We start from the raw sequence: 18,936 nt of genomic DNA on the forward strand, positions 1-18,936 counted from the left end.
CCTCTTGTTGAACTGTCGCCGATTTTGCGACAGTTGACCAGTCGGCCAGTCTTCTGTTGTGTCCGCGCGCGCGTGATGATCGCGCCCACCATCAGCAGCGCGATGCCGATGGATGCGAGGAGGCCAGCGAGCGGCACCATATTCCGACGATCAGGCCGACGACGGCTAGGAGTTCGAGTGCGCCAATCGTCTTCCAGGTGCGGTTGGTGAGGGTGAGGCTGTCGCGGATGGCGAGAGAGGACGACGCCTGGAGCAGCTTCCCGCCGCCCGTGGCCAGGAGGAGTAGCACGAGCAGGGCGTCGAGGATGAGTCGCGCGATGATAATGGGGTCGTCCTCTCTCGGCGGTTTCTACTTGCCTTCGGCTTCGCGGGATACGGGAGCCCATTCGTTCCACTCGTCGAGGCGCTGCTGGTAGTAGTACGACGCGAGCTGAATGGGCTGCTCTCCGAAGAAGACGCGCAGGGGGGCCTTCTCGGCGTCGACGATTTTGAAGATCGCGGACCCGAACCCGACGGGCTTCGGGTTGACGATGTTGGCCATCTGCGCGGCCATGTCCTCGTGGAGGGGGCCGTATGCCGGGAGGGGATCGGCGAACACGGCGGACGCGCCGGCCCAGTCGGTGTCGAAGCCGCCGGGCTCGACCAGGGTGACCTTGATGCCGAACCCAGCAATTTCCCCGGCGAGAGACTCGGTAAGACCTTCGAGCGCCCACTTGGACGCGTGGTAACCGCCGAGGGACGGGAAGGCGATGACGCCGCCGACGGTGGAGATCTGGATGATGTGACCCGAGCTCTGCTGACGGAGGATCGGCAGCACGGCCTGGGTGACGTGGAACACCCCAAACAGATTGGTCTCGAGCTGGTCGCGAAGCTGCTGCTCGGTGATCTCCTCGAGCGTGCCGAAGAGGCCGTAGCCGGCGTTGTTGATGACAACGTCGAGGCGGCCGAACGTGTCGTGGGCGGTCTTGACCGCGGCGAACACCTGGTCGCGGTCGGTGACATCCAGCTGGAGGGGGAGGACCGCGTCCCCGTACTTCTCGACCAGGTCGTTGAGGGTGTCGGAGTTGCGGGCAGTTGCTGCGACTTTGTCGCCTCGCTCGAGCGCGGCAAGAACGAACTCCCGGCCGAAGCCCTTTGATGAACCGGTGACGAACCAAACTTTGCTCATAGTGATGCTCCTCGAGTCATGTGGCGCTGCTCAGCGCTCGGGAGTCATCCTATGCCGATAGTGACAACCGGTGTCAAGTTCGCGTCTGTGGGGGTATGCTGAGGATCATGTCCGATACCACGCCGCCGAAGATCCGTGAGCGCACCCGCCGGATCGCGCAGACGGAACTGACGCTGGTCGCGCAAGATCTGTTCTTGGAGAACGGGTACGAGGGTACGACGGTGGATCAGATTGCTTCGGCCGCGGGGATGTCGAAGCGCACGTTCTTCCGCTACTTCGCCTCGAAGGATGACCTGGTCATCGGAAAATACGACCTTTTCGCCGACCGGATCGCTGACGCCTTCGACGACCGACCGATGGACGAGCCTGTGTGGCAGTCATTGCGTCGCGTTTTCGACATCACCCTCGACTACGTGCAAGACGACCATGCCCGCGCCCGCAATGACGCGATGGAACGCATCGTCCAAAGCACCCCCCAGCTCAACGCTCGCTATCTCGAGAAGATGCAGCGCGTTCAAGAGATCCTCGTGGGACGCGTTGCTGCTCGCCTCAGCCACCAGGCCGTGTCCGCGCCTAGTCCGAAACCGGCCGCCATCGTCGGGGCTGCGTTCGCATGTATGCAAGCGGCACGCGTTGCATGGCTCCAATCAGACCAAACGCAACCCTTCGGCGAATACCTCGACGACGCGATGTTGACTTTCACGCTCACGGAGTAGCGAGTGAGCCGCACCAGATGCCTTTGGTGAACTGACGTCGTGCGGTGGTGCTCTCGGTGGGACACCACCGAGAGCAGCGGCCCGACGTTAGAACCGCCTGGGGTTGTCGCTGCACTTAGTGCAAAGACGAATGTGCCTGGTGCAACGTGAAACCCGCAAGCGCAACGGCAACATGAGAATCGCTCTGGGTTTGTTCGAGACTCCTGATCTTGGAAACGAGGATGGGTTTATGTCGAGAGAACGATCAGTGGCGAAGCCGACGACCCGTCGCTACTCGCCAGAAGAGAAGGCGTCAGCGGTCCGGATGGTGCGGACGGTGCGGGCGGAGCTCGGGACTGAGCACGGCACGGTGCAGCGTGTCGCGTCTCAGCTCGGATATGCGCTCGAGTCCGTGCGGACGTGGGTGAAACAGTCCGATAGTGACGTTGGCCATGCCGCCGGCGTGACGACGGTCGATGCGCGGCAGGTGCGGGTGCTTGAGCAGGAGGTCCGCGAGCTTCGTCGGGCCAACGAAAACTTGAAGCGAGCGGCCAGGTCCTTGGGGGCGGAGCTCGACCGCCAACACCGGAAGTAGTCGCTTTCGTGGACGACGACAAGGACGACGTTGTCGAGGGTCGCCCGCTCGGAGTCGAGTCCATCTGCACCGTGCTGCAGATGGCTCCGAGTACCTACTGCGCCACGAATGGTCGGGCCCCGTCGGCGCGGGGCGGTCAGCTAGTGATGAGGCCGTCTCTGCCAGGGAAGACCTGTCGTCTGATGATGACGAGTTTCTTGGTGAAGTCCACGTCTCCGACGTGAAGACCGGAGACTTCTGTAGAGCGTGCTGCCAGTAGAGCGGCGAGCATCACGAAGTCTGAATAGGACTGGTGGACGTCGCCGCAGGTGGTGGCGGGCTGATTCAGCCGCTGCAGGTCAGGGATCGCGAGTGCGCGCGCGGGGCAGCATCTTCGGCCGGGTGAACTCGGAAGCCGTTTCGGTGGAGACTCTGCTTCGCCCGGTGCTTGGCGGGGTGGACTGTGATCAGACCATCGCGCACTGCTTCGTCGAGCACCCGCACAAGTGGGGCGATGGTGTTCTTGATCGTCGATGCGCCGTACTTCACCTCGCAGTCATCAATCGTGCGGTCGATCATTCCGGCGAGGCGGCGTGGCCATCGATCGTCGATCGAGGTGAAGAACTCCAGGAAGGTCATGGAGACGTCTATTCCCCGGACCGAACAATGACGGAGTATTTCGAAGAATGCCCGACTCCAGGTCGTTCCTGGGGCGGCCCGGAGGCGGAAATGTTCCGGTCGTTTCCGCCTCCGATCCTGCGCGGGTGGCTAAGCCTGCTCTTGGTAGGCGAGGGCAGCTGCGGTGAGACCTTCGAGAGCCATGCCGAAGGGAACGTCCTGGGTGATGCGGCGGCGCAGCTCGAGGTTCAGGGTCTGCTTCTGCAGCGTCAAGTAGATAGAAGACTTCGCGGCCAGCTGACGTGCGAGCTCGATTCCGCGGGCGAGTACCCGATCCTGGGGAAGGACCTCGGTGACGACACCCCACCGCAGGGCGGTTGCCGCATCGATGGTCTCGCCGGTCCAGAGGAGGCGCTTCGCCCGGGCAGGGCCCGCGGCTTCCTCCCAGACGACGTGGAGCCCGTCGCCGGCGGTGATGCCGAACGCCGGGTGTGGGAAGTCACCGTAAGTCGCGGTTTCGGAAGCGATGTGAATGTCGGACAGGAGCAGATACTCCGAGTGCACCGTCGCCGGGCCATTGGCGACACCGACGACCGGGATCGGGAGGTCCAGCAGACGCTGGAGAACCTTGGCGCCCTCGACGCGGATCTTCTCCCACACGATCGGCTTGAAGATTTCGCCCAGGCTTCCGCCGTCGATCTGATCCATGAACGTATCCCCGGTTCCGGTGAGGACCATCGCCTTATTGTCTCGGTCCAGGGCGATCTCCTCCAACGCGTTCGTGAAGTCCTCATGGGTCTGGCCAGTGAACGTAATCGGGCCTCCGTCGGTGTGGAAGCGGAGGATCAGGACTCCGGCATCGTCGCGCTCGAACGCGAGGTTGACGTACTTCGTGAAGTAATCCGGGACGGTAGTCATGGTAAAAACTCTTCGCTATGTGAACAGATCTGTTCGGTCTGCCTCACTAACTAAACAGATCCGTCTAGTATTGTCAAAAGCATGACCGCCACCGAACCCCGCACCCGACGACGCCCCGCTTTAGAGCGCGTCATCCACACCAGCGACCGCCTGTTTTACGAGCGCGGCATACACGCCACCGGCGTCGATCAGATCGTCGCAGAGGCAGACGTCTCCAAAGCAACGCTGTACGCACACTTCGCCACCAAAGACGACCTGATCGTCCACTACCTCCGCGGCCGCAGTACAAGGTGGCGGGAATACCTCTCCACCGAACTAGACCGCCGCGGAGGCACACCGAGGCAACTCATCGGGATCGTTTTCGATGTTCTCGGCGAATGGTTCATCGAAGACGGGTTCCGCGGATGCCCGTTCATCAACGCGGAAGCCGAATGCGACCAAAGCCTCGCCGTGCACGACGTCACTACAGACCATCGGACCTGGATCCATGGGCTCTTCGCCGGTCTTGCCCGCGCGGCAGGATCGGGCAACCCCGACTCGCTCGCATATCAGCTCACACTCCTATACGACGGGGCGATGACCAGCTCCCACAGCGAACCCCACATCGACTGGGCCACCGAAGCAAAAACCGCCGCCCTCATGCTCACAGACAACGCAACGCGCTCAGTCGTTGTGAATCGCTCTGGGTTGAGTTCCTAGTATTTTTCGAGGGCGGCGGTTGCCGTCTCGGGGTGTGGAGGTCAGCGTAATACGCGGCCTCGATATCAGCGGGGGTGCGGTAGCCGAACTCGGAGTGCAGCCGCTGGTTGTAGAACCACCACACTCTCGACCGTGTGCCAGGGCCTGCGGTGATTGCGCACTTTAGGTGAATGCGGCGAGGTTGAGACCAATGGCGATGCCACCCGCGAGCATCACGATCAGGAGCCCGATCGTGAGAGGCAGCGATGCAGACCTGCTCCGGCGTGCCGATCGGACGCCGCCGATCACGCCGACAGTTGCGACAACGACGGCAGCAATGAAGGGCAAATACAGCGAAACAGCGCCCAGTTCGAAATTGCACGTACCTGACTCAGAGCAAGCGTCGGAGTTGAAAGACAGAATGAACACCACCCCGGTGGCTATCGCCGCGGCCACGAAGTGGAGCAGAACCAAGCCGAGCATGTGCAACGATTCGCCGCCGGTGACGCTGCCGCGAACCTCGGCGCGGTCACGTAGCGACGGAATTCGGCGGAGATCTCGATAGCCTGCGCCCACTCGGCACAAATTATCGGAATATCTGTCACGTACCCTGCTACGCCACGCGGACATCATCCGTGGTCGGGTTTGGGGATTCGACGGATGCGAATCGGACCACGCGCCGTCGACGGATCGACGGGGCTGCCGTGCTGGGTGATCACGACGTCACCGGAGGCGACCAGGCGTCGAGCGGCCCGGCGGGCGGGCTCCATGAGATCGCGCCAATCGTCGGGACTCACCGCACGAGCGGCATCCGACGGGCAGATCGTCGAGGTCGCAGCACGCTGGTCCAGCAGCTCGAGGATCTTTGCCTCGAGTGCCCGGTCTTCGCGGGTGACCTTGCGCCGACGGCACGCATCGGAGCAGTACCGAACCTGTTCCCAGTCATCCGCCCATTTGCGGCGCCACTCGATGCGTCTGCCGCAGGATGCGCAGGTCTTCTCGAGTGGTTCCATGCGCCCACTCTGCCACCGGCCACTGAGTGTCGGTACATGGAGGCAATGCCCCGCGGCGACGTGTTCAGTTCTAGAGTGGGCGACACTAATCGCCGACGACCTCGTGCGGTGGAGCGAGGAGTGACCCATGAGTTTTGACGTCGCAGCCGAGTCGTACCAGCGCTTCATGGGGCGATATTCGGAACCATTGGCCGAGCTGTTCGTCGGCGAATTGGCGCCGAGTCCCGGACAGCGCGCGCTCGACGTCGGTGCGGGACCGGGGGCTCTGACGGCGCCGCTTGCGCGGATATTGGGCACGGATGCTGTGGCCGCACTCGACCCGTCCGAGCCGTTCGTTGCCGCGCTGCGCAGCCGCCTGCCGGGTATCGACGCGCGTGTGGCGACCGCGGAGGCGATCCCGTTCCCCTCGTACAGTTTTAATTTCGCGGTGGCTCAGCTCGTCGTGCAGTTCATGTCAGATCCCGTTGCCGGTCTGCGCGAGATGTGCAGGGTCGTTTTTCCCGGCGGGGTGGTGGCTGCATGCGTGTGGGACTTCGCCGGTGGGAGGTCGCCGCTGTCGCTGTTCTGGCGTGCGGCTCGCGACATCGATCCGGCGGCCCAGGACGAGACGGGAGTGGCGGGCGGCAGAGAGGGGCACCTCGGTGAACTCTTCGCCGCTGTCGGGCTGGTCGACGTACGGAGCGGAGAGACAGCGGTGACGGTGCCATATCGAGACTTCGACGACTGGTGGGAGCCATTCACTCTCGGCGTGGGGCCGGCAGGTGCGTATTTCTCGCGCCTCGATTCGGAGGGACGAGCTCACCTCAGAGATCGATGTGCAGCCCTGCTGCCGCCGGGGCCCGGGGCGATCGTCGCCACAGCATGGACGGCATTCGGGGTTGTGGGCAACCCGACGTAGGAGCCATCCTCGCAAGTCCCTGTGCGCAAGGGTGCCAGAGGGTCAGGCGCGCGACGCCACCTGAATCTGGCGTGCCGTCGTCGCTCCGTGCGAAACTGCAGACGGCCCTCGGGGTGAGCCCCCTCGGCGAACGAGTAAGGAGACCGGACGTGACAATCGAGAACGAACCTTCAGCGGTACCCGTCAGTTTCGAACGAAACATCCGGCCGCTGTTCCGCGCCTTCGACCGGGACAGCATGACCAAGGCCTTCGACCTGTGGAGCTATACGGATGTCGTCTCTCACCAAGAGGCGATCCTCGATCATCTCGTGGCCGGTTCCATGCCCTGCGACGGAGCCTGGCCCGCCGAGCAGGTGGAACTGGTCCGCCAATGGATCGCCGCGGGATCGCCCGCCTGATCCGTGCGAGAGCGTCTCTGGTCGCCTGTTGGGATGACGACTGGCGGCCACAGTGGCCATGGAACTAAGCGCTGATCGCGCCGAGTTCCACGAGCTTCGCACGCAGATCTGCGTTGCTGGGCTCGACCACGTGAGTATCGTCAGGGAATGCGATGACCGGGATGCTCATGCGGCCGCTAATAGCCTTGGCCCGGTCGGCGCCATCCGGAACCGACTCGAGGTCCACGTAGTCGTAGTCGACGCCGAGGTCTTCGAGCAGCGACTTGGAGCGGCGGCAGTCGATGCACCATTCGGCGCCGTACATGGTGATGCGGTCGGTCGCTGAGCTGGGGGTAGCAAGATCAGTCATGTGTTTCTTTCTATTTGGTCGGATATCGTGACGCGGTGCACTGAGGCGAGCGCGTTCGTGCGGTCGAATATTCCGATTCCCCGCGGTGTTGAAGGCGGGCACCCATTGGATGTTGCGTCCGTTGCCGGCCAACGCTGAACCGTAGGCGCATCACTGCCCGCATGACAGGATCAGCTATGCCTGACCGCCTGATGCTGCTCGACGCCGCGTCGCTGTACTTTCGCGCGTACTTCGGTGTGCCCGACACGATCCGCCGCCCCGACGGCACGCCGGTGAACGCCGTGCGCGGGCTGCTCGACATGATCGCGCGACTGAGCGTCGACTACGGTGCGACCCATCTGGTCGCCTGTTGGGATGACGACTGGCGGCCACAGTGGCGGGTCGACCTCATCCCTAGCTACAAGACGCACCGGGTCGCCCGAACGGTGACGGGTGCCCCGGACGTCGAAGTCGTGCCCGATCCGCTCTCCGCCCAGATCCCCATGATCCGCCGGGTGCTGGACCTCGCCGGCATCGCCATCGTTGGCGCCCCCGGCTACGAGGCCGACGACGTGATCGGCACCTACGCCAGCCACGCCGAACTGCCGGTAGACGTGGTCACCGGCGACCGTGACCTCTTCCAAATCGTCGACGACTCCCGTGTCGTGCGCGTGATCTACACCGCGCGCGGCATGAAAAACCTCGAGGTGCTCACCGACGTGGTTGTCGTCAAGAAGTATGCGGTGCTGCCCGAGCAGTACGCGGACTACGCGGCATTGCGCGGTGACGCGTCCGACGGGCTCCCCGGCGTCGCCGGCATCGGCGAGAAGACCGCCGCCTCACTGCTGGGCGAGTACGGAACCCTCGACAACCTGCTGGCCGTGGCGGCGGATGCCGGCAGCACCCTGTCTGCGTCGGTGCGGGCCAAGCTCGCCGCCGCCGCCGACTACCTCGCCGTCGCCCCCACAGTGGTGAAGGTTGCCCGCGATCTGGACCTTCCGTCGCTCGACGAAATAGGTGCGCGGCTCCGGCCGGTGACCGGTGACGCGCGCGCCGAACTCGAACAGCTTGCCACCGAGTGGAACCTCGGGGGAGCCGTCACTCGGCTGCTCGCCGCGCTCGACGGGGAGTGACCCCGGCCAAGCCCGCTCGAGCAGTCCGGTCGCCTGAGTTCCAACGCGGCGTGGGCAACATCAGGACGTGATGGCGGAAAAAGCTGTTCCGCGGGGGCGCGCCGGGAGTACGGTGTGCGCGTGCCCCTGTCGCCCGACGACTTTCGACAGCCGCTCGCGCATGCCGCCGCGCATGCCAGCGAGTGGCTCGAATCGCTGCCCGACCGACCGATAGGCCCGCGCGAGAGCATCGGTGACCTGGAGCGTGCGTTCAGCGGTGAGTTGCCCGAGCATCCGTGCGATCCCACCGACGTCGTCGATGAGTTGTCCGCGCTGGCGCAGCCGGGGCTGATGGCGATCGGCTCCGGCCGGTTCTTCGGCTGGGTGATGGGCGGAACACTGCCGGCCGCTCTCGCCAGTGACTGGCTGGTCAGCGCGTGGGATCAGAACGCTGGCTTGCGGTATGCCACGCCCGCCGCCGCGGCGATCGAAGAACAGGCGGGTCGCTGGATCGTCGACCTGCTCGGGTTGCCGGCCGAAAGCGCGGTCGGATTCACGACCGGCGGAACGATGGCGAACTTCGTCGGTCTGGCAGCCGGCCGCGGGGCCGCGCTCGAGGCTGCGGGCTGGAACGTCAATCGCGACGGCCTCACCGGCGCCCCGCGCATCACCGTGCTGGCGGGGGCCGAGGTGCACAGCTCCGTCGAGCTCGCCCTGCGCTACCTCGGCCTGGGCGCCCCTACCGTGGTTGCCGCGGACGATCAGGGTCGAATCGTGCCGCAGGCACTCGCCGCGGCGCTCGCCGCAGCGACCGGCCCGATCATCGTCGCCCTCCAGGCCGGCAATCTGCATTCCGGCGCGTTCGATCCGGTGGGGGAGTGCATCCGAATCGCCCACGAGCGCGGAGCGTGGGTGCACGTCGACGGGGCCTTCGGGCTGTGGGCGGCGGCGAGCCCGCGCTGGCAGACCGAGCTCGAGGGGCTCGAACTCGCAGACTCCTGGGCGACGGACGCCCACAAGACCCTCAATGTGCCGTACGACTGCGGCGTGGCGATCGTGGCCCGAGCCGGGGCAGCGCATTCGGCGTTCTCGGTGCACACCAGCTATCTCATTCGGGACGACGCCGGCGCGGCCGACCCGCTCGACACGGTACCGGAGCTCTCGCGGCGTGCGCGCGGCATCCCGGTCTGGGCAGCGCTGCGCTCGCTCGGCGTGCGGGGAACCGTGAGCATGGTCGAGGGCCTGGCGCACAGCGCTCGCGCGTTGGCCGCAGGGCTTGCCGAACTGCCCGGTGTCGAGATCCTCAACGATGTGGTCTTTACCCAGATCTCGGTCTCGTTCGGGTCAGACGAGCGCACCCGTCTGATCACCCAGGCGGTCATCGAGGGTGGCGCGGTCTGGATGTCCGGGTCGAGCTGGGCTGGACGCGACGTTCTGCGAATCTCCGTGAGCAACTGGACGACCGATGCCACGGAGGTCGCAGCATCCGTCGAGGCCGTCGCCCGAGCCATCGCGCAGGTCGGCCCACCGCGGTAGGCGGCCCGTCACGGGTGGACTCACCCACTGCGGTCGGCTTGGACAGCTACATCGCGGCGGCGATATAGCTGTACTTGACGAACACCTCGGCCGCTATGCCCGCTTCGTCCAGCACGCCCTGGATCGCGGTGAGCATGTACTTCGAGTCCCAGCCCATGTAGATGAAGTGGTCATCGTCGAGCTGATCCCAGTGCCCGTTCCACGACTGTGCCGAAAAGATGGGGCCGCCGCGCCGGGCGCTGAATGCCACGACCGACGCGCGCGAATCCGCCCACAGCCGGGTGAAGATGCGGTTGAAGAGGTGCTTGACGTCGTACACCTCCCAGTGCTCGCCGCGGTACTCGACGTACTCGAACTCGCGCTCCCAGCCGCGCGGCCAGCCGCGCCTGCGCTGCGCATCGAGCACCGGGGTGAGGCCGTCGTCATCGATGGCGACGGTGACCGGCCGCGCCCAGATCTGAAGGAAGTCGGCGGTGAGCGTCGCCGTACGGTCCGAGATCGCGGCCGTGCCCCAGGAACGGATGTCCGCAAGCTCACGCGTCGCCACGATCGAACTCTTCGCGTAGCTCGCGGCGGCCTTCTCCGGGAAAGACGCGTCGAGCGCACGCTCGGCCAGGTGCTCCTCGAGCAGGGTGAGGTTGCCCAGGGTCTGCGCCAACGCACGGTGGCTGTTCTGCTCGTCGTCGCTGTAGTCGACCCACTGCCGCTCGCCATCGCCGCTCCAGGCGTCGCCCGGGGCGAGGGGGAAGACGTGCTCGAGGTCGAGCCCGGTGATCGTTTCGACACCCGAAAGTCGGCCGAGCACGTAGGCGGCGTGGGGGAGATCGCCGTACTTGAGGGCGACTCGAACGCGTTCGTCGGAGGGCATGATTCGCGCGATCGCGAGTACCAGCGCGGCGCGACCGTTCTCGCGCGCGCGGCAGAGTCGGGCCACCAGGCGGGCGTTGCTCAGCCCGACGAGTTCTCGGCGCAGAAGCAAGGATTGGATCTGCTCGAGGGTCTCGATCAGCTCGGTGGTCTCGATCGCTCCGCGGAGGTGGTCGCGATAGACCCGCATAGCGAGCGGGTACATGCCGCGACCGAAGGTGTTGAGGTAGGCGAGCTGTCGACCGATCTGGGCGTCGGGCGACTCGGCCGGGGTGAGGAGCGTGCGATAGAGGGCCGAGTATTCGCGCCACTCGGCGGCGCGCTCGCGGAGGGTGGCGACATCCAGTCTCGGAAACTGCTGGCGGAAGGCGTCATAGACGCCGCGCTCGCCGGCCACCGCGACCTCGCGACCGGTCGTCATGATCAGGTAGTGGCGCCAGAAATTGCCGATCGATTCGCCCGTGTTCTGCTCGATCGGGAGCCAGAATGAGTCCTCGATCTCGCTCTGCTCGGCGTGCGACAGGCCCATCAGCACGTAGTTGTGGATGAGTTCGTGGTCGCGGAGCGGCTCGCCGGTGGAATTGAGACTCTCGAAGGTCTGCTGCGCGTTCGCGTCGGGGCCGAGGGTGATCGCCACGTGCTCGAGACGCTGCAGACCGCGCCAGATTCGCTCGGTCTCCTCGGCCGGGATCTGACTGCGGAAGAACGCGTAGTTGTCGTCGAACCGCGACTCGCGCAGCAGGTCGTCGTCGGCCCGATGGTCGAGCACGACGCTCTCGAACACGTCTGCCCAAGCCCGGTGCGGGCGGAGCTTGGTGCGCGTGGGGTCGTGCGGGTTCGTCAGCACCCGCTCGAGCTCCGCGGCCAGAGCCGGGTTCTCGGTGCGCGCGGCATGCTGCAGGGCCGCGATCAGCAGCATCAGGGTCGTGACGCGCTGCTGACCGTCGATGAGCACGAGCTCCGGCGCATCCGTATCGGTGGAGAGCGTGGAGAGGATCGATCCGATGAAGTGGGTCTGGCCGTCGCCCGCGTCTGCAGCGGCACGGATGTCGGCGAGCAGCTGCTCGCAGCCGCCGATGTCCCAGCGGTACTGGCGCTGGTAGACCGGTACGACGATGGTCGTTTCGGCGGCCGAAAGCCAGTTGATGGTGGAAACGGCGGTCGCGATGATGTTCGTGGCAGTGCCCATGTTGCCCCCAGTTTATTCGCGCGGCGAGTATCCAGGCCCTCTTCGAGCCTCAATGTTAGGCTCCCCTAAGTTGGGCCTGTTAAAACGTGCTGGCCCCAGACGAAAGAAGACTCATGGGTTACATCAAATCCGCCGCGCTCGAAGAGACCGGCTACGTGGTGCTCGATCGCTACAACCAGGAGCTCGACCCCAAGGAGTGGCTCGACATCGAGTACGTGGACTGGAAGTCCTCGGGCGAGACGCAGTTCGCTCCGCTCGCCAGCGCCAAGGGCGAGATCGAAGTGAACGGCTTCTGGAACCACAAGCCGCCGCGCACCGACAAGGATGGCGTGTGGATCCCCTCGCAGGTCGAGAAGGCACCGAACCTCGTCCGCCGCGCGCAGGAGCCGGGCGCGAATGTGGGACGCTGCCGCGTGATCGAGCTGCAGCCGAACAGCTACGCCGACTGCCTGTACAACCTGCACCAGGATGACAACAACCGCCTGAACCCCGATGGCACGGGCTGGGTCGTCCGTGGTTTCTTCAACCTCACCGACGACAAAGACAGCTTCTTCGTGCTGCGCGACAACCGCACCGACCCGAGCGTCGAATACCGCATCGCCCTGCCGGCCGGCGCGCAGCTGATCATCGACACGCAGCGCCTCTGGCACGCTGCGACCCACGTCGGCACCGAGCCCCGCTACTGCCTCATCACGTCGTGGGAGTCCGGCCCCGAGCTGGACGCCTACATCGCGAAGCACAACGGCGTCAGCCGGGTGCCGAACGTCGAGGTGCCGCAGGATGTGCTGGATGCCGGCCAGGCCGAGCAGAGCCGCCGCATCGCCGCCCGCGCTGCGTACTACGCGGCCAAGGGGAAGGCCGAGGCCACCGCAATGAGCGAGGCCTAAGCAGCAACAGCAGTACTAGAAGCACAAAGGCCCCGGGTGCAGCGTTGGTTGCTGCGCCGGGGCCTTTGCTACGCCAGCGCAGTCAGCTAGCCCGAGTGCTTCTGACCAGTGCGGCCGCGCGGGCCAGCCACCTATCGTCCCGCGCCCATCGGTCGAGCGTGAGGTCGGCTCGGGAGCGGCTCGGCTCGGGGAGGCGCTCGAGGAGCGGGCCGAGGACATCCGTCGCCAGAGGGGCGACCAGCTGTTCGACCTGGGCGCTTCGGATGAATCCCTCGATGCGGGTGAGGTCTGTACCGATGAGTAACTCGAGCTTGGTCTGCAGCAGCACGATCGCGGCGAGCCTGCGCTCGAACACGGGCACGCTCCAGAGTTCTGAAGCCAGGGCGGTGACGTCGTCGTGGGTGAGCTCGCGGTGGCGGCGGAGGGCATCCCGAACCGTGCCGCGCACGGCACCGACCGAGGCGCCGTAGAAGCGGAGCGCCTCGGGTGCGCCCAGGCGTTCGCGATCATCCTCGGCGCGATACCAGTCGCCCTCGCGCTGCAGCGTCGCGTCGATGAACTCCGCGGCGTCGGTCATCCCTCCATCGTCACATGGCTGCTGGTGCGGAGGAGGCTAGGGCTGGTGCCGGCCGCGCATCGGCGGGACAATCGACCCCACCGTCACTCACACCATTGGAGGTTGTGTCATGGTCGCTCGCCTTAATCCCTACCTCAGTTTTCGCGATACCGCACGAACGGCGATGGAGTTCTACGAGACAGTCTTCGGGGGCTCGTTGACCATGAGCACCTTCGCCGATTTCCACGTCAGCGAGGACCCCGCCGAGCAAGACAAGCTGATGCACTCGCAACTCGAGACGACGAGCGGCTTCACCATCATGGGCTCGGACACCCCGAATTCGATGGACTGGTCGCCGCAGAGCAACATGTCGGTCTCGCTCAGCGGTGGTGCTGACGACGAGGCTGAGCTGCGTGGCTACTGGGACAAGCTCGTCGACGGTGGCACGGTCGCGCTGCCACTCGAGACGGCGCCGTGGGGTGACGCCTTCGGGATGGTCATCGACAAGTTCGGCACCCGGTGGATGGTCAACATCATGGGATCTCAGGGCTGAGCCTGCTCCTCCTAGGGCACCCCCGGCGGGCGGATGCTCGGCTCAGGCGTTGAGGACGTAGGTCGTGAGGTCCCGCAGCGTCTGGGCCATATGGCTGTCCATCGCCAGCCGTGACCTCTCCGGGTCGCGCGACGCAAGAGCCTCCACGATGTGCGCGTGCTCCTCGATGGCGTTCGCCTGGATTTGCGGTACGCGCGACGTCTGCGTGCGCCGGGCCGCGAGGATCCGCGACAACGGTTCGAAGAGCACCGCGAGGAAGACGTTGCCCGACGCATGCAGGATCACGTCGTGGAAGGCCAGGTCGGCCTCGACGAAGCTGCCCACGTCGTTCGAGGCGTGGGCCGCACGCATGCTGGCCAAGTGTTCGCGCAGTAAGTCGAGCTCCTGGATCGACAGGCGCTCGGCTGCGAGTTCGGCGGCGCCGGTCTCGAGCATCCGCCGCAGTTCGATGAGCTGGATGGACGCGGAGGCGTCGTTTTCACCGGTCGAGGTGGCCCGAAGCACGGCTTCCATCGAGGTCCACTGGTTGAAAGGGTTGACGAAGGTTCCCCGGCCGCGCTCGATGCGGGCGACCCCCATGGCTTCGAGGGTCTTGACGGCCTCTCGCACGGTCATCCGGCTGACCTCGTGCTGGGTGACGAGATCCTGCTCCCCGGGGAGGGTCGAGCCGGGTTCGAATTCTCCTGAAACGATCCGGGCGAGCAGGTCGTCGGAGATCATGGCAACCAATGACTGACGAGCCAGCGGGTCCTCCAGAGGTCGATGTCGAGAAATCCTGAACGGAATTCTATTGGGTTCGCCGTGAACCAGCGCCGACGAAAGATAAGATGTCTGACGTACTTCGAATTCTAGTCGAAGCGTTCCGGGGTCTCATGATCTCCCGATGCGAAAGTTGCCACATGTCGGATACCATTCCCGCGACATCCGCGGACACAATCGTCACCGTTCTGGGGCTGGGGGCGATGGGACTACCCATTGCCGCCCGGCTGTCGACATCATTCACGGTACGGGGGTTCGATGTCAATGAGGGGCGCCGTGAACTGGCCGCGTCGGCCGGTGTTGCGCGGTTCGATTCCGCCAGGTCGGCGTGTCGGGGGAGCGCCATCGTGCTCCTGGCCGTTCGCAATGAGGAACAACTCCTCGACGCCCTGTTCGGAGAGGACGGAGTCGCCACCGTCATGGCCTCCGGGTCGGTCGTCATCCTCACGAGCACGGTGGGGACCGCAGCGATCCCGGTCACGGCCGACCGGCTGGCGGCGATGGGAATCGAGTTCGTGGATGCGCCGCTCTCGGGCGGCCCCGTGCGGGCGGGCGCCGGGGATCTTCTGATCCTCGTGGGGGCCGAGGAGAGTGCGCTCGATCGGGCTCTCCCCGTGCTGGAGTCACTGGCATCGACCCTGACCATCGTCGGCGACGCCCCGGGGGACGGTCAGGCGATGAAGACCGTCAACCAACTCCTGTGCGGGGTGCACATCGCGGCGGCGGCGGAGGCGCTCGCCCTGGCCGACCGCCTGGGCCTCGACCCGGAGAAAGCGCTGCACGCGCTCGAAGCGGGTGCGGCGGGATCGTTCATGCTCTCCAATCGCGGTCCGCGGATGCTCGAGGCCTACGACGACGACGGCGCCGAGGTGCTCAGCCGCCTCGACATCTTCGTTAAAGACATGGGGATCGTCGGCAACGCGGTGCGCGCGGCCGGACTGCCCTCGCCCCTCGCGGCGGCAGCGGAGCAGCTCTACCTCATCGCCCAGGCGCAGGGTCTCGGCACGGCTGATGATTCCGCGGTGATCCGTGTGCTTGCGCCGTCGCGCCGCTCCGACTGACCCGCTACGCCTGCGAGAAGTCGAAGGTCGCCGGATCGCCGCTGGTGCGCATCCCGGCTTCGAGGACGGAGATCTGCTGCATCTCTGCCGCGCTGAGTTCGAAGTCGAAAATGTCGATGTTCTCTGTGACGCGATGGGGCGTGACGGTCTTCGGGATCACGATGAATCCCTGCTGCACATGCCAGCGCAGGATTGCTTGAGCAGGGGTCTTGCCGTGGGACACGGCGATGGCGCGCACGATCGGGTCTTCCACATCCTTCGCCTGGCCGAGAGGACTGTAGGCCTCGACGGCGATGCCGCGCTCGATCGAGGTCGCGGTGAGTGCCGACTGCTGGAAGCTCGGGTGGATCTCGAACTGGTTGACCGCCGGTACGATCGTGCCCTCGTCCCGCACACGGTCGAGGTGCGGCTGTAGGAAGTTCGAGACCCCGATCGCGCGCACAACGCCGTCTGTATAGAGCTTCTCCATGGCGCGCCAGGTGTCCAGATAGCGATCGTGCATCGCGTAGGGCCAGTGGATCAGATAGAGGTCGACCACGTCGAGTCCGAGAGCGCGACGGCTTTTTTCGAACGCGGCGAGACCGCTCTCGTATCCCTGATCGGCGTTGCGCAGCTTCGTCGTGATGAAGATCTCGTCGCGGGGCAGGCCGCTGCTTCGAACGGCCTCACCGACGCCCGCCTCATTGCCGTAGGCGGCAGCGGTGTCGATATGCCGGTAGCCGGCCTCGAACGCCGCGAGGGTCGCCCCTCGAACGTCTTCCGCCGGGATCTGGTAGACCCCGTAGCCGAGCTGGGGGATCTCGATTCCGTTGTTCAGTGTGACGGAGGGACTGGTGGACACGGCTTCTCTTTTCGGTCGTGGGGCGGGAATCGACACCGGGGTTGACAAGTCTCGACCTGTATTCAATGATAAGTCATCTGACGTCTAGCGTCATACCTCAAAGGAGAGAACACCGTGCCTCAGAAGATCGCGGTTCTGCACACCAGCTTTGTTTTCGTGTCGGTGGAACCGGTCATCAACGAGTTGATCGCCGAACTCCTGCCCGGCGCCGAGGTGATGCACTTCGTCGATTCCGACGTGCTCGCCACCGTCGTGCGGGAGCAGGGCATCTCGGCCAGCAGCGAGCAGCGGATGGTGCACCTCGCCCAGGCTGCCGAGGCGGCGGGGGCCGACATCATCTTCTCCGCGTGCTCATCCCTCGGCCCGGCGCTCGATGTGGCCGCCCGCAACGTCCACACGCCTGTCGTCAAGATCGACGAGGCGATGGCGATTCTCGCGGCGAGCGGAGGCACTCGCATCGGTGTGCTTGCGACCGTCCCCACCACGCTCAGCCCCACTTCCGACCTCATCCAGCTCAAAGCGGACGAGCTCGGCCGCGACGTGAAGATCGAGCAGCGCCTCTGTGCCGGGGCGTTCGACGTGCTGATGTCCGGCGATCGTCCGCGGCACGACACGATGGTCATCGAGCAGGCCGTGGACCTGGCGAAGAACGTCGACACGATCGTGCTCGCGCAGGCATCCATGGGTCGACTCGCCGAAACGCTTCGCGAGAAGACCGGCTTGCCCGTTCTGTCCAGCCCGCGCATGGGCGTCGAATACCTGGCCGAGCGAGTCGCGGAACTCGCCAAATGACCCGGCGTGCCGAGACGGGCGCCGCGACCGAGATGTCGGTATTGCGCACGCTAGCCCCCGATCCTCTGGTCATCGACGATGCCCGGCGCAAGATCCGTGAGGCGAACCGCGCAGCAGGCACCCGGGTGGTCTTCCTCGACGACGATCCCACGGGTAGCCAGTCGGTGCAGGGCGTGCCGGTGCTCACGCGCTGGAGGCCGGATGACCTCCGCTGGGCATTCGCGCAGCCGGCGAGTGGCTTCTTCATCCTGACCAACACGCGAGGATTGAACGACTCGGAGGCAGCGTCGACCGTGCGTGAGGTCGCCGCGGTGATCGACCGCGTCGCAGCGGATCTCGACGTGCGGTACTCGCTCGTCACTCGCAGCGACTCTACCCTCCGGGGCCATTACCCCCTCGAAACCGATGTGCTGCTCGAGATGGGCCTGCAGGAGGGCCGGCCCTACGACGCTCTTCTGATCGCCCCGGCCTACATTGCGGCCGGTCGGGTCACCGCCTCCGACGTGCACTACGTACAGGAGGGTCACACCTTCGTTCCCGTCGGCCAGACCAGCTATGCCCGTGACGCGACCTTCGGGTTCCACAGCTCGGACATCCGCGAATATGTCGAAGAGAAGACCGACGGACGCATCGCGGCGGGGGATGTCCGGAGCCTGAGTCTCGAGGACATCCGCGTCGGCGGACCGCAGCGGGTGCGGGACATCATCCTTTCCTGCTCAGGCGCCGTGCCCGTGATCATCAACGCGCTCGATGACAGTGACCTCGACGTCGTCACCCTCGGCCTGCTGCTCGCCGAGCAGTCCGGTGCCCGGGTGCTGTGCCGCACCGGGCCCTCATTCGTGGCGTCCCGGCTCGGAATGGCCGGACGGGACCCGCTCTCCCACGCGGAGATCTTCGCGGTCGGGGAAAGGTCGGGCAACGGCCTCGTCGTCGTCGGCTCGCACGTCGAGCTCACCTCGAGACAGGTCAGCTGCCTCATCGATCGGCTCCCGGAGATCGAGACGGTTGAGCTCGACGTGCCTCGGTTGCTCGACCCGCTCCAGGCCGACGCCGAGGTGGAGCGTTGCTCGGTCGCGCTCACGGCCGCCCTGCGCAGGACGGATGCGCTGCTGGTATCGAGCCGCCGCCAGGTCACCGGTGACAGCGGACATTCCAGCCTCGTGATCGCCCAGACCGTGTCCCAGGCGCTGGTGGACCTGACCCGGCGGGTCGTGCAGGATGTGCCGTTGAAATGGGTGCTCGCCAAGGGCGGGATCACCTCGAGCGATATCGCCACCGAAGGTCTCGGCATCCGACGCGCACTCGTGGCTGGCCAGCTTTTCGATGGAATCGTCTCGGTCTGGCTCAACGACGGAGAAGGCGGGCGCGGTCTGGAAGGACTGCCCTATGTCGTCTTCGCTGGGAATGTGGGCGATGAAGGCACGCTCGCCGACGCCGTGTCGATGCTGCGGGGGAGCTCGCCTATGCGCGCATAGCCACCCCACATCCGAGAATC

Annotated in this window: 22 protein-coding genes and 1 pseudogene; 12 read left to right on the forward strand and 11 right to left on the reverse strand. The window is 65.6% G+C overall.

Translation table 11 applies throughout. The features are described 5' to 3' along the window. Nucleotides 1–91 precede the first annotated feature (91 nt). Nucleotides 92–325, reverse strand: coding sequence for a DoxX family protein (locus IV501_RS08600; RefSeq protein WP_307812253.1), 234 nt, complete (start codon nucleotides 323–325; stop codon nucleotides 92–94). A 24-nt stretch (nucleotides 326–349) separates the two neighbouring features. After that, the gene (locus IV501_RS08605; RefSeq protein WP_200556276.1) at nucleotides 350–1,168 is read right to left on the reverse strand and encodes an SDR family oxidoreductase; all 819 of its coding nucleotides are present in this window, start codon (nucleotides 1,166–1,168) and stop codon (nucleotides 350–352) included. Nucleotides 1,169–1,275: 107 nt separating this feature from the next. Between IV501_RS08605 and IV501_RS08610 the strand changes: the two genes are divergently transcribed. After that, entirely contained in the window at nucleotides 1,276–1,884 is a 609-nt protein-coding gene (locus IV501_RS08610) for a TetR family transcriptional regulator (protein ID WP_200556278.1), read from the forward strand. A 229-nt stretch (nucleotides 1,885–2,113) separates the two neighbouring features. Further along, a pseudogene (locus IV501_RS08615) lies at nucleotides 2,114–2,589 on the forward strand (transposase); the annotation flags it as partial. A gap of 193 nt (nucleotides 2,590–2,782) precedes the next feature. Here IV501_RS08615 and IV501_RS08620 read toward each other — a convergent pair. Both IV501_RS08620 and IV501_RS08625 read right to left on the reverse strand, forming a co-directional pair. Beyond that, nucleotides 2,783–3,076, reverse strand: coding sequence for a hypothetical protein (locus IV501_RS08620; protein ID WP_200556282.1), 294 nt, complete (start codon nucleotides 3,074–3,076; stop codon nucleotides 2,783–2,785). A gap of 129 nt (nucleotides 3,077–3,205) precedes the next feature. Next, a complete protein-coding gene (locus tag IV501_RS08625) occupies nucleotides 3,206–3,973 on the reverse strand; it encodes an enoyl-CoA hydratase/isomerase family protein (protein WP_200556284.1) in 768 nt (255 codons plus the stop codon). Between the two features lie 81 nt (nucleotides 3,974–4,054). On the opposite strand from IV501_RS08625, the gene IV501_RS08630 reads away from it, so the two are divergent. Next, nucleotides 4,055–4,672: a TetR/AcrR family transcriptional regulator gene (locus IV501_RS08630; protein WP_200556286.1), complete on the forward strand. Its 618-nt coding sequence runs from the start codon at nucleotides 4,055–4,057 to the stop codon at nucleotides 4,670–4,672. Between the two features lie 162 nt (nucleotides 4,673–4,834). Here IV501_RS08630 and IV501_RS08635 read toward each other — a convergent pair whose 3' ends face one another. Together IV501_RS08635 and IV501_RS08640 are read right to left on the reverse strand one after the other, a co-directional pair. After that, on the reverse strand, nucleotides 4,835–5,227 hold the full coding sequence (locus IV501_RS08635; RefSeq protein ID WP_200556288.1) for a hypothetical protein: 393 nt from the start codon (nucleotides 5,225–5,227) through the stop codon (nucleotides 4,835–4,837). Nucleotides 5,228–5,280: 53 nt separating this feature from the next. Further along, complete coding sequence (locus tag IV501_RS08640) at nucleotides 5,281–5,664, reverse strand: DUF2256 and DUF3253 domain-containing protein (protein ID WP_200556290.1); 384 nt, start codon at nucleotides 5,662–5,664, stop codon at nucleotides 5,281–5,283. 127 nt (nucleotides 5,665–5,791) lie between these two features. Here IV501_RS08640 and IV501_RS08645 point away from each other — a divergent pair, with 127 nt between their 5' ends. Then, nucleotides 5,792–6,562: a class I SAM-dependent methyltransferase gene (locus IV501_RS08645; protein WP_200556292.1), complete on the forward strand. Its 771-nt coding sequence runs from the start codon at nucleotides 5,792–5,794 to the stop codon at nucleotides 6,560–6,562. Between the two features lie 149 nt (nucleotides 6,563–6,711). Next, nucleotides 6,712–6,960, forward strand: coding sequence for a hypothetical protein (locus IV501_RS08650; RefSeq protein ID WP_200556293.1), 249 nt, complete (start codon nucleotides 6,712–6,714; stop codon nucleotides 6,958–6,960). Nucleotides 6,961–7,024: 64 nt separating this feature from the next. Here the strand turns inward: IV501_RS08650 and IV501_RS08655 are convergent, their stop codons facing one another. Next, nucleotides 7,025–7,309, reverse strand: coding sequence for a glutaredoxin family protein (locus tag IV501_RS08655; protein ID WP_200556295.1), 285 nt, complete (start codon nucleotides 7,307–7,309; stop codon nucleotides 7,025–7,027). Between the two features lie 176 nt (nucleotides 7,310–7,485). Here IV501_RS08655 and IV501_RS08660 point away from each other — a divergent pair, with 176 nt between their 5' ends. Further along, nucleotides 7,486–8,421: a 5'-3' exonuclease gene (locus IV501_RS08660; RefSeq protein ID WP_200556297.1), complete on the forward strand. Its 936-nt coding sequence runs from the start codon at nucleotides 7,486–7,488 to the stop codon at nucleotides 8,419–8,421. Nucleotides 8,422–8,541: 120 nt separating this feature from the next. Further along, entirely contained in the window at nucleotides 8,542–9,936 is a 1,395-nt protein-coding gene (locus IV501_RS08665) for a pyridoxal phosphate-dependent decarboxylase family protein (protein ID WP_372430751.1), read from the forward strand. 46 nt (nucleotides 9,937–9,982) lie between these two features. Here IV501_RS08665 and IV501_RS08670 read toward each other — a convergent pair whose 3' ends face one another. After that, nucleotides 9,983–11,992: a DUF262 domain-containing protein gene (locus IV501_RS08670; protein WP_200556299.1), complete on the reverse strand. Its 2,010-nt coding sequence runs from the start codon at nucleotides 11,990–11,992 to the stop codon at nucleotides 9,983–9,985. Nucleotides 11,993–12,105: 113 nt separating this feature from the next. On the opposite strand from IV501_RS08670, the gene IV501_RS08675 reads away from it, so the two are divergent. Then, the gene (locus IV501_RS08675) at nucleotides 12,106–12,879 is read left to right on the forward strand and encodes a hypothetical protein (RefSeq protein WP_200556300.1); all 774 of its coding nucleotides are present in this window, start codon (nucleotides 12,106–12,108) and stop codon (nucleotides 12,877–12,879) included. 82 nt (nucleotides 12,880–12,961) lie between these two features. Here IV501_RS08675 and IV501_RS08680 read toward each other — a convergent pair whose 3' ends face one another. Then, nucleotides 12,962–13,456: a DNA alkylation repair protein gene (locus IV501_RS08680; RefSeq protein WP_200556302.1), complete on the reverse strand. Its 495-nt coding sequence runs from the start codon at nucleotides 13,454–13,456 to the stop codon at nucleotides 12,962–12,964. A gap of 109 nt (nucleotides 13,457–13,565) precedes the next feature. Between IV501_RS08680 and IV501_RS08685 the strand changes: the two genes are divergently transcribed. Further along, a complete protein-coding gene (locus tag IV501_RS08685) occupies nucleotides 13,566–13,988 on the forward strand; it encodes a VOC family protein (protein WP_200556303.1) in 423 nt (140 codons plus the stop codon). A gap of 42 nt (nucleotides 13,989–14,030) precedes the next feature. On the opposite strand, the gene IV501_RS08690 is transcribed toward IV501_RS08685, so the two are convergent. Continuing rightward, complete coding sequence (locus IV501_RS08690; protein ID WP_200556411.1) at nucleotides 14,031–14,732, reverse strand: FadR/GntR family transcriptional regulator; 702 nt, start codon at nucleotides 14,730–14,732, stop codon at nucleotides 14,031–14,033. A gap of 155 nt (nucleotides 14,733–14,887) precedes the next feature. Here IV501_RS08690 and IV501_RS08695 point away from each other — a divergent pair, with 155 nt between their 5' ends. After that, the gene (locus IV501_RS08695) at nucleotides 14,888–15,808 is read left to right on the forward strand and encodes an NAD(P)-dependent oxidoreductase (RefSeq protein ID WP_200556305.1); all 921 of its coding nucleotides are present in this window, start codon (nucleotides 14,888–14,890) and stop codon (nucleotides 15,806–15,808) included. A 4-nt stretch (nucleotides 15,809–15,812) separates the two neighbouring features. Here IV501_RS08695 and IV501_RS08700 read toward each other — a convergent pair whose 3' ends face one another. Beyond that, complete coding sequence (locus IV501_RS08700; RefSeq protein WP_200556307.1) at nucleotides 15,813–16,649, reverse strand: aldo/keto reductase; 837 nt, start codon at nucleotides 16,647–16,649, stop codon at nucleotides 15,813–15,815. Nucleotides 16,650–16,763: 114 nt separating this feature from the next. Between IV501_RS08700 and IV501_RS08705 the strand changes: the two genes are divergently transcribed. Then, complete coding sequence (locus tag IV501_RS08705) at nucleotides 16,764–17,441, forward strand: aspartate/glutamate racemase family protein (protein ID WP_200556309.1); 678 nt, start codon at nucleotides 16,764–16,766, stop codon at nucleotides 17,439–17,441. Beyond that, complete coding sequence (locus IV501_RS08710; protein ID WP_200556311.1) at nucleotides 17,438–18,916, forward strand: four-carbon acid sugar kinase family protein; 1,479 nt, start codon at nucleotides 17,438–17,440, stop codon at nucleotides 18,914–18,916. Before IV501_RS08705 ends, IV501_RS08710 begins: the two co-directional genes overlap by 4 nt. The last annotated feature ends 20 nt before the right edge of the window (nucleotides 18,917–18,936 follow it).

Source organism: Lacisediminihabitans changchengi (genome assembly GCF_016634425.1).
GTDB lineage: Bacteria > Actinomycetota > Actinomycetes > Actinomycetales > Microbacteriaceae > Lacisediminihabitans > Lacisediminihabitans changchengi.

What these genes read in the sequence shown, in the direction of transcription:
- IV501_RS08645 (WP_200556292.1), top strand. Translation starts at nt 5,792, where the DNA reads ATGAGTTTTGACGTCGCAGCCGAGTCGTACCAGCGCTTCATGGGGCGA.
- IV501_RS08630 (WP_200556286.1), top strand. Translation starts at nt 4,055, where the DNA reads ATGACCGCCACCGAACCCCGCACCCGACGACGCCCCGCTTTAGAGCGC.
- IV501_RS08675 (WP_200556300.1), top strand. Translation starts at nt 12,106, where the DNA reads ATGGGTTACATCAAATCCGCCGCGCTCGAAGAGACCGGCTACGTGGTG.
- IV501_RS08680 (WP_200556302.1), bottom strand. Translation starts at nt 13,456, where the DNA reads ATGACCGACGCCGCGGAGTTCATCGACGCGACGCTGCAGCGCGAGGGC.
- IV501_RS08610 (WP_200556278.1), top strand. Translation starts at nt 1,276, where the DNA reads ATGTCCGATACCACGCCGCCGAAGATCCGTGAGCGCACCCGCCGGATC.
- IV501_RS08625 (WP_200556284.1), bottom strand. Translation starts at nt 3,973, where the DNA reads ATGACTACCGTCCCGGATTACTTCACGAAGTACGTCAACCTCGCGTTC.
- IV501_RS08605 (WP_200556276.1), bottom strand. Translation starts at nt 1,168, where the DNA reads ATGAGCAAAGTTTGGTTCGTCACCGGTTCATCAAAGGGCTTCGGCCGG.
- IV501_RS08670 (WP_200556299.1), bottom strand. Translation starts at nt 11,992, where the DNA reads ATGGGCACTGCCACGAACATCATCGCGACCGCCGTTTCCACCATCAAC.
- IV501_RS08640 (WP_200556290.1), bottom strand. Translation starts at nt 5,664, where the DNA reads ATGGAACCACTCGAGAAGACCTGCGCATCCTGCGGCAGACGCATCGAG.
- IV501_RS08660 (WP_200556297.1), top strand. Translation starts at nt 7,486, where the DNA reads ATGCCTGACCGCCTGATGCTGCTCGACGCCGCGTCGCTGTACTTTCGC.
- IV501_RS08655 (WP_200556295.1), bottom strand. Translation starts at nt 7,309, where the DNA reads ATGACTGATCTTGCTACCCCCAGCTCAGCGACCGACCGCATCACCATG.
- IV501_RS08620 (WP_200556282.1), bottom strand. Translation starts at nt 3,076, where the DNA reads ATGACCTTCCTGGAGTTCTTCACCTCGATCGACGATCGATGGCCACGC.
- IV501_RS08710 (WP_200556311.1), top strand. Translation starts at nt 17,438, where the DNA reads ATGACCCGGCGTGCCGAGACGGGCGCCGCGACCGAGATGTCGGTATTG.
- IV501_RS08695 (WP_200556305.1), top strand. Translation starts at nt 14,888, where the DNA reads ATGTCGGATACCATTCCCGCGACATCCGCGGACACAATCGTCACCGTT.
- IV501_RS08685 (WP_200556303.1), top strand. Translation starts at nt 13,566, where the DNA reads ATGGTCGCTCGCCTTAATCCCTACCTCAGTTTTCGCGATACCGCACGA.